Annotated in this window: 14 protein-coding genes; 4 read left to right on the top strand and 10 right to left on the bottom strand. The window is 47.5% G+C overall.

The window, feature by feature from the left end; translation table 11 throughout:
* Positions 1-73: 73 nt before the first annotated feature.
* The 3 genes from AAC052_RS17440 to AAC052_RS17430 all read right to left on the bottom strand — a co-directional run bounded on the left by AAC052_RS17440 (position 74) and on the right by AAC052_RS17430 (position 3,795).
* Positions 74-304 (bottom strand): hypothetical protein, encoded by a 231-nt coding sequence (locus AAC052_RS17440; RefSeq protein ID WP_339814807.1) that lies wholly within the window; start codon positions 302-304, stop codon positions 74-76.
* A gap of 52 nt (positions 305-356) precedes the next feature.
* Complete coding sequence (locus tag AAC052_RS17435) at positions 357-3,071, bottom strand: SUMF1/EgtB/PvdO family nonheme iron enzyme (protein WP_339814806.1); 2,715 nt, start codon at positions 3,069-3,071, stop codon at positions 357-359.
* 139 nt (positions 3,072-3,210) lie between these two features.
* Positions 3,211-3,795: a hypothetical protein gene (locus AAC052_RS17430; protein WP_339814805.1), complete on the bottom strand. Its 585-nt coding sequence runs from the start codon at positions 3,793-3,795 to the stop codon at positions 3,211-3,213.
* Positions 3,796-4,017: 222 nt separating this feature from the next.
* Here AAC052_RS17430 and AAC052_RS17425 point away from each other — a divergent pair, with 222 nt between their 5' ends.
* Positions 4,018-4,575 carry a transposase gene (locus AAC052_RS17425; RefSeq protein ID WP_339814804.1) on the top strand — a complete coding sequence of 186 codons (558 nt, stop codon included), beginning with the start codon at positions 4,018-4,020 and terminating at the stop codon, positions 4,573-4,575.
* 213 nt (positions 4,576-4,788) lie between these two features.
* Here the strand turns inward: AAC052_RS17425 and AAC052_RS17420 are convergent, their stop codons facing one another.
* The 4 genes from AAC052_RS17420 to AAC052_RS17405 form a co-directional block, all read right to left on the bottom strand.
* The gene (locus AAC052_RS17420) at positions 4,789-5,244 is read right to left on the bottom strand and encodes an RES family NAD+ phosphorylase (RefSeq protein WP_339814803.1); all 456 of its coding nucleotides are present in this window, start codon (positions 5,242-5,244) and stop codon (positions 4,789-4,791) included.
* Entirely contained in the window at positions 5,244-5,738 is a 495-nt protein-coding gene (locus tag AAC052_RS17415; RefSeq protein ID WP_317488259.1) for an antitoxin Xre/MbcA/ParS toxin-binding domain-containing protein, read from the bottom strand. Before AAC052_RS17415 ends, AAC052_RS17420 begins: the two co-directional genes overlap by 1 nt.
* Before the next feature lie 106 nt (positions 5,739-5,844).
* On the bottom strand, positions 5,845-6,315 hold the full coding sequence (locus tag AAC052_RS17410) for a DUF1456 family protein (protein ID WP_317488258.1): 471 nt from the start codon (positions 6,313-6,315) through the stop codon (positions 5,845-5,847).
* Positions 6,316-6,369: 54 nt separating this feature from the next.
* Positions 6,370-6,783, bottom strand: coding sequence for a DUF6157 family protein (locus AAC052_RS17405; RefSeq protein WP_339814801.1), 414 nt, complete (start codon positions 6,781-6,783; stop codon positions 6,370-6,372).
* Between the two features lie 210 nt (positions 6,784-6,993).
* Here AAC052_RS17405 and tnpA point away from each other — a divergent pair, with 210 nt between their 5' ends.
* From tnpA to AAC052_RS17390, 3 genes are all read left to right on the top strand, one after another.
* Positions 6,994-7,437, top strand: coding sequence for an IS200/IS605 family transposase (tnpA, locus tag AAC052_RS17400; protein ID WP_339814799.1), 444 nt, complete (start codon positions 6,994-6,996; stop codon positions 7,435-7,437).
* Between the two features lie 96 nt (positions 7,438-7,533).
* Positions 7,534-8,919 carry a sulfatase gene (locus AAC052_RS17395; RefSeq protein WP_339814798.1) on the top strand — a complete coding sequence of 462 codons (1,386 nt, stop codon included), beginning with the start codon at positions 7,534-7,536 and terminating at the stop codon, positions 8,917-8,919.
* 122 nt (positions 8,920-9,041) lie between these two features.
* A complete protein-coding gene (locus AAC052_RS17390; protein WP_339814797.1) occupies positions 9,042-10,325 on the top strand; it encodes a hypothetical protein in 1,284 nt (427 codons plus the stop codon).
* 82 nt (positions 10,326-10,407) lie between these two features.
* Here AAC052_RS17390 and AAC052_RS17385 read toward each other — a convergent pair whose 3' ends face one another.
* The 3 genes from AAC052_RS17385 to AAC052_RS17375 form a co-directional block, all read right to left on the bottom strand.
* The gene (locus AAC052_RS17385) at positions 10,408-11,685 is read right to left on the bottom strand and encodes a Xaa-Pro peptidase family protein (RefSeq protein WP_339814796.1); all 1,278 of its coding nucleotides are present in this window, start codon (positions 11,683-11,685) and stop codon (positions 10,408-10,410) included.
* A 164-nt stretch (positions 11,686-11,849) separates the two neighbouring features.
* Complete coding sequence (locus AAC052_RS17380) at positions 11,850-12,590, bottom strand: DUF1080 domain-containing protein (RefSeq protein ID WP_317488252.1); 741 nt, start codon at positions 12,588-12,590, stop codon at positions 11,850-11,852.
* A 123-nt stretch (positions 12,591-12,713) separates the two neighbouring features.
* A complete protein-coding gene (locus tag AAC052_RS17375) occupies positions 12,714-13,481 on the bottom strand; it encodes a DUF1080 domain-containing protein (protein ID WP_317488251.1) in 768 nt (255 codons plus the stop codon).
* Positions 13,482-13,504: the final 23 nt, after the last annotated feature.

Here is a 13,504-nt window from a genome sequence, read left to right as displayed (position 1 = left end):
TCAGTGAGTAATAATTGTAAATATCAATTAGCCGGTTTTCAGCAGAATGCGACCAAATTACTTTCAAGGCCACTTAGAATTTTTTTAGAAGTGTTTCTGCTGATGTAAACCTACCATTGGCAAAGTCGGCCTCGGAAGCATCAATTCGTGCGTTGAGCTGCTTTTGCGTTAGCGGCGTAAAGTCATTTTCTAATGACTTTAACTGAAGATCTTTGATTAGTTTTTCCACGCTATCGATGATCTGCTCGTCTTCAAGGCGAAGCATGGTTTGAACCAGTTGAATTTTTCTTTGTTCGATACTCATGTTTCAAAAATAAACGATAACAGATTTGAAAACAATACGATGCTATTATCAACTACTCACCCCTCTCCTCCACCACACACCGAAACCCAACCGTAGCGCTCCGTTCAAACCCCGGTGACACCCGCAGTAGCATTTGCCGCCAGGGCAGGGGCTGAGGGCCTCCTTTCACATACCACCAGCTGGAGGTCGGGTTGAAGTAGCTGCCGCCTTTGAGTATCACAAATTCGCTGGTGCCATTGAAGTAGACGTCGTTGGTCAGTTGCCACACATTGCCCACCAGGTCTTCAATACCCAGCGGGTTTTTTCCTTCGGGGAATTGCCCAACAGCATAAGGTTTTCCATCACCACGATTGGTCTTGGTGCTGTCCATCTCAGCGCCCCAGGGCCAGGTATTGATAGTATCTCCGGCTTGTGCGGCATACTGCCATTCCAGCTCCGTAGGCAGCCGGTACCCCTTCCACTCCGCATAGGCCCGGGCATCTTCAATGTCGACGTAGACTACCGGAAAGTCTTCCTCTCCCTTTTTTGGCTTGCCCCCAGGCCAGTGTTTGAGAAAATTTGTGTCGTCGTTGGGTCGGTAGCAGGTGGCAGCCAGGAAGTCGTAGTACTGCGCATTCGTCACCGGGTAGCGATCCATCCAGAAACCGGGCATCAGCGTGTCCTTCTCGACTTGTTTGGGATAGGGGATAAATTCTCCCTCTCTGGCGTCCACTCTGTAGTGATAGTTGCCGCCGGGCACCCGCACCGAGGTAGGGTCGATGTTGTTGCCCGCTGTGCTGGTGATACTGGAAATCAGCCAGGGATCCGAAGCTTTTAGTTTGAACGTTACCTCATCCTTTAACTCACCCTCTGTGAGGTACTGGATGACCACGCTGCCTTCCTGCCAGCCAAACGTCTTTCTAAGGGACAAACTATGCTTTCCGCCTTCCAACTCATAGGGCTTTTTGTCGTAGCTGGGGCCATTGATCGACAAGGTGATCTTTCCCGGCGGACTTTCTATTATCACTTCATCACCCCGGCGGCTGACCTGCAATACATTGGGAAATACCGCCACTACGCTTACGGTTCCTTCGTTGTTGGTGTCCAAATCTCCCGGAGCAAAACCATCGATGGAAACAAGCGCTTTTCCACTGTCCACGCTCACCGGTTGGTGCGTCCACAAATTGACGGCGTGATGGGTGTCGGGAAGTTTCAGGTCAAACAGAGGCCCCGTGTAGCCTTCAGGGTTGGCGTTGTAAATGGTGTAAATGGTTTTGGTGTCGCTCTTCCACTCGTTCACATATACGCTGTCCCGGAGTGTCGGTATAAGTGGTGTGTAGGCGCTGTAATTGAAAGCATCGCTGTTGCTGCGCAGTACCATCAGTATCCTGCCCAGGTGTTTGTACTGCTCGTCTACCCATTCTGGACGGCCGGGTTGGAACTGGTTGATTTCTACGCCGTGGCCATTAAACAGGCTTAGGTTGTATTCCCGCAAAATGGGCTCATAGGCCAGCTCTGCCACCCGGAAAATGGCGAAGTCGGGCTTGATGAATTTGTTGAGGTTGAGCAGGGGTGGGTACTCCAGCGCATTGTGCACCCTGCCGGAAATAATGCCAGGCATGTCTTTGGGAATGGCCATGCCTTCGCTGTACATGATCACTCCTTCTTTCGCTGCATCTCCTGCTCCCTGTATCTCGGCACTGCTACTGCCCCGGGTGTCGAGCACCACGCCGTCGGTGTCGGTGGCTTTGAGCATGTCGGTCATGCCGACCATTTGCTCTGCGAAGGTAGTGGCTGTAGTGCTTTCATCCCAGGGGTTGTAACACAGAAAGATTTTCGTCCCGGCTTTGTGCGCATCAGTGGTGATGCGTTTCAACTCTTTCAAGCCTCCCGGAAGGTTGCGAAACATGTCCCATTGGTTGCGTTGGTCAAGCCCCAGAGCTGGCCAGGTAGGCCAGAAGCCGATGACATCCCAGCCGCCGAGCAGAGGCTTTGCCTTTTCGATGGTTTTGGGCAGGTAGTAAATGCCATATCGTGGGTTGTAAAAGTCCTTGTCCCAGGCCATCATCAGGTTGATGGCATAGGCCTTTCTGATCCAGGCCAGATCCGGGCGGTCGAAGAGGCTGTTGTCGAATTGCTCCAGGTCAAACAGGAAATGCTTTTGGAACATTAGCCTGAGTCCTTCCTGCCAGTCACCGGCAAAGGGCTCATACCAAAGCTCGTAGGTGACCTCTCCGCCTGGATACAGAATAGTTTCGAAGCGTTTGCGCTGTGCCTTCTCCCAGCTTTTGCGGCGGGCTAAACCAGCTACGGCATTTCCATCTGGCAGCGGCAAAATACCAAACCCCAATTCCCAGGCATTGTCGGGCAGGATGACGCCGATGGGGCCAAAGCCAGGCCGGTAAATCACACTGCGTGACAGCCGGTGTTCGCCCAGACCGGTGATGTAGACATGGTCGGGATTTTCACCAAAAGGCACCACATTTTCGATGGTGAGGGTATCTGTAGTCGAGGTGTTTTTGAGGGTGAAAGTAATTTTGTATGGCAGAGCGCTTTTGGCTGCCGGATGGGTGTAAACAGTTTCAAATCTTTTGTCGGCGCCTTCTTGCGCAGGGCTGCCGATTACCTCACCATTGACCCGGAAGGAGATGAAGGGAACTTGATCCACCTTGTGTTTGACTCCAGAAGCCAAATACACTCGCTGAACGCCGGCTGTACTGTAGTCAAAAAGTTGGGCTCTAACCGAAAGGGTAGCCAGCAACAAAAAAAGAATGAGCAGTTTTCGCATGCACTAATATCGTGAAGATTTGGGAAAATTGAGAAGCTGTTTACCGATGTGGATTTCGAAACAAACATTGAGGCTTATTTCAATCGTGGATCAAAGTATTCGTCTGTATCCTTGGTTCGTGTTTCACAAACTAGGCACCTTATTTGCAATCGTATTTTTCCTTTTCTCCCAATACTATTACGCCATTTTTTTGAATGTAACCGTTGGTTTCGAAGTGGGTGCAAACCGTGTCAAATTCATCAATCGCACCTTTTTCATATACCACTCTCGACTTGAAGAAAGAATGGATTTTTAAATTTGCATCGATGACTGCATATTCTTCGCACTCCAAGATCTCTCCGGCATATATTACACTGTTCTCTTCAGTAAGTGGCTCACAGGAAATACGTTTGCCCTGTTTATCAAAGGTCACCAAATTGGGTTTGCTTATTGCTGAAATGGTAATGAAGATAAATGAGTAGAAGCTCGAAGTGTCGGGAAGTGCTCCAATGACAAAGCTAGCAGTTCCTCTGAAATCCGCACATAGAGTTGAGTCTTTGCCCCAACATTGAATTCTGTAAGTGCCGTTTGTTGAGGCATTAAAAAGTGCCTTATACGGGAGTGACACAAAACCAACTTCGTTGATCAAATCATGGAGTAGATTTTTTTTTGAGTCGTCTTGTCTGCTCGCTCTTGTAATTTCCTCGGTGTCTTTTATCGAGCTGCTGCTTGCTAGGAGTACCATTACAGAAAACAAGGTGAGGAATCTTGGCAGTCTATTTAATTGTAGCATATCCCGAGTGTTCAGTCTAGGTTTAGCGATATAGTTAATCTGGCCGGTCAAATTGTTATTTTGCTTCGGCCTTGGTTCGTGTCTCACGAACCAACCGACAGCGCAACATAAAAATATCTATTTCGCATGTAAATTGAATGGGCTTTCGTAGTTTATTGTTAGCAATGAATCACTATGAATGACCTTTTTAAAGACAAGCGTAAATCATACATGGATATCGGTGAAATATTCTTTTTCACTGCGACTATCAACAGTTGGATGTACCTTTTGGCCGCCGACAATTACAAGCAAGTGGTGGTCGATAGTTTAGAAAATCTCAAAAGCCGTAGCCTGGCTGATATATTTGCGTTTGTGATTATGCCTAATCACATCCACGTGATTTGGAGAACTTTGTCGTTAAATGGGAAGGAAACAGTACAGGGCTCATTTTTGAAATATATGGCCCATTGTTTTAGAAGAATGCTGATGAACGACGACCCGGCGGAGCTTAGAAAGTACTCGGTGGTTGCCAAAAACAAACAATTCGAATTTTGGCAAAGAGATTCCCTCGCTATTCATCTATACTCAAAAGAAGTGGCGTTACAAAAGCTCGACTACCTTCATCGCAATCCGCTTGCAGAACATTGGCAGCTAGCTAAAGAGCCAAGTAATTACTATTGGTCCTCTGCTTCGTTTTATGATCAGGGTGTCAACCCATTTGGTTTTTTAAGTGATTTGAGAAATGAGTTTTAGTGGCAATGAATTGGTTCGTGGGACACGAACCAAGGAGATGGAGTTTTGAATGGCTATGGCCTATTATCGTGAAGATTTGGGAAAATTGAGAAGCTGTTTACCGATGTGGATTTCGAAACAAACATTGAGGCTTACTTCTACGGCTATGGTGGGACACGAACCAAGGAAATTAGGCTGTTATCCAATGCGGTTTTCAAAACAAATGGTGAAATTCTATTTCAATCGTGGATCAAAGTATTCGTCTGTTTCATCCAATTTGGACACATACCTCCCGAACTCCGGATGTTCGGGAAATAATAGGATATTTTTCTCCCTGGGTGATTGGATCGATGGAACAACCACCCCAACATACAGTCGGCTATCCATTATATCTTTCACTATCTCCGCTAGTTGTTTTGGGTAGGGGTAATCGTGCCAGTTTTGAGGCAGGTCGTTAATGGCTATTTCTGCCAGTGGAGTGTCATCGTCTATTTCAAGCGTCAGTACGTACCTGTTCTGAGGTATTCTCGACCCGCTGTTAGCCAGTGTCTCCAATTTAGCAAGGGCGATGTTTTCTGAGGTATACACCACCCACATATCTTTAGTGCTCCAGCGTCCGTTTGCAAAACGAGAACCAAGAGGAGGGTAAGTAGACTGGTATTTCTTCTTTTCTATTCTAAAAACCAGCATTAGCCATACACTCCATACTCTACCCGGTCAATAGCTTCCAAAACAGCTGTTCTACCACTCTCGGTCATCAAAAGGTCAATCGGACGCTGGTCCCCCAGGTTGACAATCTTTGATTGAAGCCACTCTTCAAACGGCTCCAGCCCTTCAAAGGCTTCCATTCCTCTCTGGTAAATCTTGAACAAGCTTGAAAGTCGATCCACCGTGCCCATGTCAAGTTCCGGCTCATCTTTGGCCCTGTAGAAAGTAGTTTTGCTCATGTCAAGCAGCTCTGCCACTCTGGCCACGGGCAGGTTTGTTAAACCGGGAACCTCGCCAAGAAATGAGCCTTGCAACTGCAACCTTCCTATACCTCCATAGCTCAGAAGTTGCTCAATTCCGACTTTTACATCGTTGCGGCTGGCTCGCCATTTGTTCAGCTGAACATGCTGATATTTTCGCTGAACGGCACCATACCGGGTGACGTTTTTTAAATCCGACCGCTCTTTTTGTTTCATTTGGTACTTTCAACTTCCTATTTGAAACTCAATTTAAGAACAATCATTCATTATCAAAGGTTCGGGTGTACAATTTTGTGGTTAGATAGCTGCTTATTCAGCCCTCTCACTCCTCTTCCTTCGACCTATACTTAATCTGCATACCACTCAAAAAATACCGCAGGTATTGGTCATTACAAGGCCGGTATTGGCTCTGCTTGGGGTTGCGGAAGAAGGCGCTCAGCTCGTGGGGGCCGATGCTTTTGCCCTTCAGTTTAAAAATAGCCTGGATATCTTCTGAGCTTAGGTTGAAGGCTATCTTGAGCTTTCTGAGGATGATATTGTTATTGAGTTGCTGCTCTGGCGCCGGTTGTTCACCCTCTCTTGTGCCTCGTTTTTCGTTGATGAGCCCGTTGAGGAAGATGGCCAGTTTTATGTCCGGCATTTCCTGATAAGTTTCCTCATCTTCTCTTTTCATGTAGTCGCTCACTTCAGCCCGTGTTACATGATGACCAGCCTGTGCGAATAGATTGATCATTTGCGAGTCGTCGGCATCAAGGAGGTAGCGCAATCGGCGTAGGATGTCGTTGTTGGTCATATCGAGTACAAATCTAAAAGAAAACCATTGTCAATAGGATCGTCGCTGGAAAACTCAGCTCCTCTTTGACCGCATAGCCTTCACTTTTTTGACAGAGTCGTCAGCCATAAACTTTTTGTATTCCTCCGTTTCGGCACCATAGATGGCAATTTTCCCTTCAGCATTGGCGTGAACGCCCCAACCGTACTGTTTGGTAAGCGGCGAGGCCCGAAAGCATGCCTGCCCTTTGGAGAAGTAGTGCTCACGCTGCTCTTCGATTTCATTCTTTTCAAACTCCTTTCTGAGCGCAAAAACACCAAATATGACGTCGTCAGAAGTGTATTTGTAGGGATTGCCATACACCATATCGAAGTGCAGACTGGCCACTGTTTTTTTGTCGGGTTTTACTGGGGGCATTTCACCCCGCTCATTCGGGCTGTCATCAGCGATTTCTACGAATGTATTGACATAATTCGTAGTGTGCTTCATTATTCCCTCCGGTGATTTGATCTTTTGAATTTAAATGTAGGGAGCGGGAGTGTCAACCCTATGTCATCGGGTTTAAAAAAAATTGACATGGCTCGATCTGATTGGGCACGTTTTGCATTCGTTCTTGAGGATTTTTATATTGAAAATGTAGGGGCCCTGCCATAGCCCCGGGTTTAAACCCGGGGCTATGGCAGGGCCAACGAATCAGCCATGCCTCATTCATATCATCGTATTTGGATTCACGCTATTTGGGCTACCAAAGAACGGCAGCCATTGATTCATCAGTCGGTTGAACGGAAGATATATGATTTTATGACGGGCCAATTTACAGAAATGGGTTGCGCTGTGAGAATCATCAACGGAATGGAGGATCATGTTCATTGTTTGTTTTTGTTAAATGCTCAGACCAGTATTGCAGAGGTCATAAAGCAAGTGAAGGGGAGTTCCTCCCATTGGATCAATGAACAACAATTAATTAAGGACAGATTTTCGTGGCAAACTGGTTATGCGGTGTATTCAGCGAGTGAATCCGTTATGGAAACAGTTTTTCAATATATAAAGAATCAAAAGAGACATCATAAGACGAGATCATTTCAAGTGGAACTTGACGGCCTGAACCAATTACATAAGTTAGGTGGAGTGCCCCTATCATAGCCCATGGTTTAAACCATGGGCTATGATAGGGGCTCGAGCTGTCGAAGATGTCGAGCCAGTATTCCTGAAAATGGAATAAGATCGATATATTTAGACATGACCTACAGACTCAAACTTTTTGGCGTTTTATGCTTGGGTGTTTCTTTCATCTTCTCTTGCACTCCGAAAGAGAAGGTGCACAAACCCACCAACGTTCTCTTCATCATTGTCGACGACCTGCGCCCTGAGCTTGGCTGCTACGGCCACCCCGTTGTTCAGTCGCCCAATATAGACCGGATAGCAGGAGAGGGCGTTTTGTTCAAAAATGCCTTTTGCAATATTCCGGTTTGCGGAGCGTCGAGGGCCAGTTTTCTTACCGGGCTGAGGCCGATGCAAAACCGCTTTCTCACCTACATGACCTACGCTCAGCACGATGCGCCCGGAGCGATCTCGTTGCCTCAATATTTCAAGGACAATGGCTACACTACCGTGTCCAACGGCAAGGTCTTTCACAATGAAGACGACCACGCCGCCGCCTGGGACATCAACTGGAGGCCTTCCGACTTGCTGGATTACCACACAGCCGAAAACAGCGGCACCGATATGGCCAACAGAGGAAGGCCTTACGAACGGGGCAATGTGCCTGATAGCGTTTATAATGATGCTAAGATTGCGGCTAAGAGCATTATCGATCTAAAGGCACTGGCGGCGGCCGATAATCCGTTCTTCATGGCGGTTGGTTTCCTTAAGCCACACCTGCCGTTCAATGCTCCCGAGAAGTATTGGCAGCTATATGACGGCAGAGTAACCCTGCCAGATAATAATTATGTGCCGGCGGGTGCCCCAGCACGCTCCGTTCACAACTCAGGTGAATTGAGAAACTATGCTGACGTGCCCAAAGAGGTCCCGGTAAGCGACTCGCTGGCTGTAACGCTGATACAGGGGTATTATGCCAGTGTGAGCTATGTCGACGCCCAGATAGGAAAGGTGCTCGATGAATTAAAGGAGTTAGGTCTCGATAAAGACACGCATATCGTGCTCATTGGCGACCATGGCTACAACCTGCTGGAGCATACCATGTGGTGCAAGCATTGTAATTACCGCAACTCGCTCCGTTCTACCATGATATGGAAATCGCCAAAGGCAAAGGCTGGAAGCATCTCCAATGCCATCGTTGAATACGTCGACATTTTCCCCACCCTGGCTGACCTCGCAGGGCTGCCAAAACCAGCACAGTTACAAGGTGAGAGCCTGATGGTCGAGTTGGTGTCTCCATCAACGGCGCCCGCTGGCTTTGCCATTTCCCGATGGACGAACGGCTACACCATCACCACGCCGGACTATGCTTACACCGAGTGGGTGAACGACAGCCTGCAATGGCAGGACGAAATGCTATATGATCACCGAAGCGATCTGGAGGAAAATGAAAACATTGCCGCTGGGAACCAAACGGTGGTGGACAGCCTGAGTAAACTATTAAGAAAGAATTGGAGATTGGAGTAAGCGAGGTTGACTGAGCAGGGTGGTGAGCTTCTTTTGAAGATGTGATCTTACCGCTCCTAAAGTATTCAAAACATCGGTGTGGCTATAGGCGTTGTGTTATTAAATAACCCTAAACATTATTAATGTATTTTAAGACAGTATTACTGATTGCCTCGATTTGCCTTACCAATTACCTGCCATCAATTTCTCAAACTCCAAAAACAGAAAAAATTAAGTTGTTTTTGGATTGTAGCTCCACCAGATGTGATCGTACCTACATCCGAACGGAAATCAACCTGGTCGACTTTGTGAATAACAGAACCCAGGCGGACGTCCATCTGCTGTTAACAGACCAGCGTGCCGGAAACGGTGGCAGAACCTACCAACTCATTTTCTTTGGACAGAATGATTTTTCCGGTAAAAGGGATACGCTTTCTTTTTCAATGCCACCGTCGGCTACTGACGTAGAATATCGGGAAAAGCTATTGAACTTGATCAAGATAGGGCTGGTGCCCTACGTTGCACAAACGTCCTGGATCAATGAAATGATGGTGGCTATGAAAGCTGATGGGATGGATGCTGACGAATACGAGGCATCCAGAGCTGAAGATAAATGGGACTATTGGGTTTTTCGTGTGGGAGGAAGAGGTAACCTTAGTGAGGATCAAAACTACAAGGACACTGAATTGAATAGTTATATTTCGGTCAATCGGACGGTGCCGGAAAATCGAACCGAGCTGAGAGTAGGATATGGCAGGGAACGATCAGATTTTGAATATGTGAATGATGATGGGACGTTAGAATCCTATTCTGTGAGAAACTCCAACTGGTACCTCAATCACCTGTTTGTCAATAGCTTTGATGATCATTGGTCCTATGGCTACTATGTGTTTATTAGAAACAGTACATTTTCTAATTACCAGCATAGCATAAGAGCAAGGCCAGCTATTGAGTATAATTTTTTCCCTTATTCTGAGGTAAATACGAAGTATTTTGCTCTTTCCTACATGGCTGACATTAGAAACAACAGCTATTATGAGGAAACCATCTATGACAAAAATAACGAATGGCTTTACGGCCACAGAGCGCAGGCGGTCGTCAGCTTTAAGCAAAGATGGGGTAACCTGAGTTCAACAGCCTCCTATTTCAATTACTTCCACGATTGGAGTCAAAATAGTATTCAAATTGATTTAAACGCCGATGTGAGAGTAAAAGGCAACTTGAGTTTTTTTGTCAACTTCTATGGAAGTTTATCAAGGAACCAGGTGTTCATTGCCAAAGGAGAATCTAGCGTTGAAGACGTGCTCGCCCGCCGTAAACAACTGGCGTCAGGATATGAGTACGGCACATGGTTTGGCATTAACTACCGTTTTGGATCTATCAACAATAGCTTCATCAACCCCCGGTTTTCAGACGAAGTAGATTAATTGACTAGACCAGCAGGTCTGGGTACAAATATTTCAGGGTGCCCTGGCAAATTATCGGCAGTTAAAAGTCCTTATCTTGAGACTAAACCCCAAACGGCTCCTCAATACTAATACTTTGCGGCGTGAACAACTGGCCTCCGTCTTCGGTCACATAAAAGCAGTCTTCGAGACGCACGCCTATTTCTCCATAAATGTAAATACCAGGCTCGTCGCTAAAGCACATGCCGGGTTGTAGTTTCAATTCGTTGCCTTTCACCAAATAAGGCCATTCGTGTCCATCCATGCCAATGCCATGGCCCAGTCGGTGGAAGAAGTTTTTGTAGCCTGGCCCGAAGCCGGCATCCTCAATTACTTTGCGGCCTACATCGTCAATGGAACCACAAGTAGCGCCAGGCTTCACAGCTGCCATAGCGGCTGTTTGTGATTCTTTTACTTTGTTCCAGATGTCAGTTTGACGTTGTTTGGGCTTGCCGAAGATCGTGGTTCTGGTAATGTCCGACGAGTAGTCGTGCAGGTTGCAGCCCCCGTCCATTAATACGATGTCGCCTTCTTTCATGCTTTGAGCCGTTTGGCTGCCATGCGGGTAGGCCGCCCACTCCCCAAACATCACGCTGGCGCCACCGGTCACTCCCAGCTTTTTGAATGCCGCAGAGATGTTTCCGCTGAACTCGTATTGCGACATGCCATCTTTCATGACAGCAATCGCAGCTCTGTAAGCTTCAATGGTGATTTCATTGGCTCTTTTCATCAACGCCAACTCAGTCGGAGATTTAATCATGCGGCAGCCAGCTGCTACCGGGAAGGCGTCTACAAACTGAATCTGCGGCAGCTCTTTTCTTAATCCGTCGAAAAGGAAAAACCGCACAGATTCTTCAACACCAATTTTGCCGGTACTAATGCCATTGTCTTTGAGAATGCTGCCTACAAGTTTGTAAGGGCTTTCGTGCTCCTGCCATACCCTCAGGTCGTTGCCAAACAGAATTCTTTCTTTCAGTCTCTCCTCTTCAAACGCCGGACACACATAGGCCAGCTCTCCCTTGGCAGGGATAATGGCTGCCATCATCCGTTCGCTACGTCCCCACTTAATGCCCGTGAAGTACACCATCGTAGAGCCTGACTCCAGGTATAGAGCGTCGATTTTATTCTCCACCATCAGCCGCTGCGCTTTTTCTATGCGCTGCTTCCTTTCCTCATTGCTGATCGGCTTCATGTCGTCCACCATCGACTTCAGGTGGTCGAATGGGCCTGCTTCTGCTACTGTTTCTTTGGGTTTGTCTTCAGTTGCGCAGGCAGTGAGGCCAACGGCAGCTACGGCACCAGTTGCTTTAATCGATTGGTCGAAGAATTTCCTTCTGTTCATGGTTGGGTAGGTTTATGAAGGCTTAAGATACTCCGAAAAGAGATTCGATTTGGGAAAATTTATACAAGGGGCTCAGCAAAGGTTTGCGATCCAATAGAAAGGGCCGACATTTCAGAGAAAGCCAGCCCTTTCGTACTCATAACTCATTACTTTCACACTGCCGACTACATCTCCCTGATCCAAATATTCCTGAAGCTCACAGGGTTGCCATGATCCTGCAGCATGATCGGGCCTTTGCCATGGGCTTTGTAGGTTGGCGACCCGATATAGGCCGTGTTTCCCCAGATGCGGGTATGGTTTTGAGTGACCACGCCGTTGTGCAGCACCGTTACAGTTGCTTCGTGCACTACTTCCCCTTTGTCGTTGAAAACAGGAGCAGTGTAGATGATGTCATATGTCTGCCACTCGCCTGGTGCCCTTGTGGCGTTTACGAGCGGAGGCGATTGCTTGTAAATACTGCTTGCCTGACCATTTGAATAGGTGCGGCTTTCGTAGCTATCGAGCACCTGCACTTCGTAAATGCCCTGCATAAACACACCACTGTTGCCCCGGCCCTGTCCTTCGCCTTTTATTTCGGAGGGAGCACGCCACTCAATGTGAAGCTGATAGTTGTCAAATTTCTGTTTAGTTTGGATTACTCCTTTGCCGGCCGCTACGGTCACAGCACCGTCGGCTACCGTCCACTCTGCCGGGCCGCCTTTTCCAGATTCCCATTTGTCGAGGTTTTTCCCATCAAAAAGCACGATGGCATCTGACGGCGGAGCACCGTACTGTTTGCCGGGAGTTATTTTCTTCACGGCGGGCTCCCAAACTTCTGTTGTTTTTGGGTCTTCACCCTCTTTCACCTGTGCGCAAGCCCCAAAGGCTACCAGAAAGGCTAAAGCGCTGAATAATATGTTTTTCATAGTTAAAATATTTTTTGTGTTGATCAAAAATTGCGCTGTGTGGCGTCTTTCAAAATTCAGTGGTGCCGCCAACTAGTGCTGTGGGCACCACTTCAACCTTCCGCCTCCGGTCTTCTGTGCTTTTTACAACTCTCTTATCCAAATGTTTCTGAAACTGATCGGCTTGCTTGGGTCGCCATGGGCCTGAAGTTTGATAGGCGAAGCACCATGCTTTTTGTAAGAAGGCTGTCCGATGTAAACAGTACCACCTTTTAGCTCAAAATTATTTTGCACTAACACGCCGTTATGAAAAGCAGTCACTCTTGCAGGGCTTTTCAAAGAACCATCACTATTAAAGCGGGGAGCCGTCCATACAATGTCATAAATCTGCCACTCTCCAGGCTTCTTACACGCATTGGCAAGCGGCACGCCTTGTTTGTAAATGCTTCCTGTTTGGCCGTTTACGTAAGTAGCATTATTGTAGCAGTCAAGAATTTGGATTTCGTAGCCATCGTCGCCAGGGCCGGTGCTGGCCAGGAAAAGACCACTATTGCCTCTGGCTTGTCCGGTTTCGGTGATGCCCACCGGCTCGTACCACTCAAGGTGCAGTTGGTAGTCAGTGAAGGTTCTTTTCGTCTGAATATTGCCCTGGCTTTTGTCTACGGTAATTACGCCGCCCAGGCTTGTCCAGCCTGCAGGCTTTGAAGGATCATTGGTGCTTACCCATTCGCTCAGGTCACTGCCATTGTAAAGTACAATAGCGTCCGACGGCGCATCGGATGGAGTATCACCAGGAGTGACCACCGGTGGCACTGGCTCATAAAATTCTGTGAGCTTTGGATCACCTTTTTGTTGGGCGTAAGCCGACATGGCAACAAAGGCAGCAAGGGCGCTGAAAAGTATCTTTTTCATGTGTCTATCTTTTAAAATCGATG

This window comes from uncultured Imperialibacter sp. (assembly GCF_963974565.1).
Lineage (GTDB): Bacteria > Bacteroidota > Bacteroidia > Cytophagales > Cyclobacteriaceae > Imperialibacter > Imperialibacter roseus.
This window is presented reverse-complemented; position numbering and strand designations above follow the sequence as displayed.

Excerpts from the sequence above, each read along its gene's own strand:
- AAC052_RS17440 (WP_339814807.1), bottom strand. The coding sequence starts at position 304 with ATGAGTATCGAACAAAGAAAAATTCAACTGGTTCAAACCATGCTTCGC.
- AAC052_RS17435 (WP_339814806.1), bottom strand. The coding sequence starts at position 3,071 with ATGCGAAAACTGCTCATTCTTTTTTTGTTGCTGGCTACCCTTTCGGTT.
- AAC052_RS17430 (WP_339814805.1), bottom strand. The coding sequence starts at position 3,795 with ATGGTACTCCTAGCAAGCAGCAGCTCGATAAAAGACACCGAGGAAATT.
- AAC052_RS17425 (WP_339814804.1), top strand. The coding sequence starts at position 4,018 with ATGAATGACCTTTTTAAAGACAAGCGTAAATCATACATGGATATCGGT.
- AAC052_RS17420 (WP_339814803.1), bottom strand. The coding sequence starts at position 5,244 with ATGCTGGTTTTTAGAATAGAAAAGAAGAAATACCAGTCTACTTACCCT.
- AAC052_RS17415 (WP_317488259.1), bottom strand. The coding sequence starts at position 5,738 with ATGAAACAAAAAGAGCGGTCGGATTTAAAAAACGTCACCCGGTATGGT.
- AAC052_RS17410 (WP_317488258.1), bottom strand. The coding sequence starts at position 6,315 with ATGACCAACAACGACATCCTACGCCGATTGCGCTACCTCCTTGATGCC.
- AAC052_RS17405 (WP_339814801.1), bottom strand. The coding sequence starts at position 6,783 with ATGAAGCACACTACGAATTATGTCAATACATTCGTAGAAATCGCTGAT.
- tnpA (WP_339814799.1), top strand. The coding sequence starts at position 6,994 with ATGCCTCATTCATATCATCGTATTTGGATTCACGCTATTTGGGCTACC.
- AAC052_RS17395 (WP_339814798.1), top strand. The coding sequence starts at position 7,534 with ATGACCTACAGACTCAAACTTTTTGGCGTTTTATGCTTGGGTGTTTCT.
- AAC052_RS17390 (WP_339814797.1), top strand. The coding sequence starts at position 9,042 with ATGTATTTTAAGACAGTATTACTGATTGCCTCGATTTGCCTTACCAAT.
- AAC052_RS17385 (WP_339814796.1), bottom strand. The coding sequence starts at position 11,685 with ATGAACAGAAGGAAATTCTTCGACCAATCGATTAAAGCAACTGGTGCC.
- AAC052_RS17380 (WP_317488252.1), bottom strand. The coding sequence starts at position 12,590 with ATGAAAAACATATTATTCAGCGCTTTAGCCTTTCTGGTAGCCTTTGGG.
- AAC052_RS17375 (WP_317488251.1), bottom strand. The coding sequence starts at position 13,481 with ATGAAAAAGATACTTTTCAGCGCCCTTGCTGCCTTTGTTGCCATGTCG.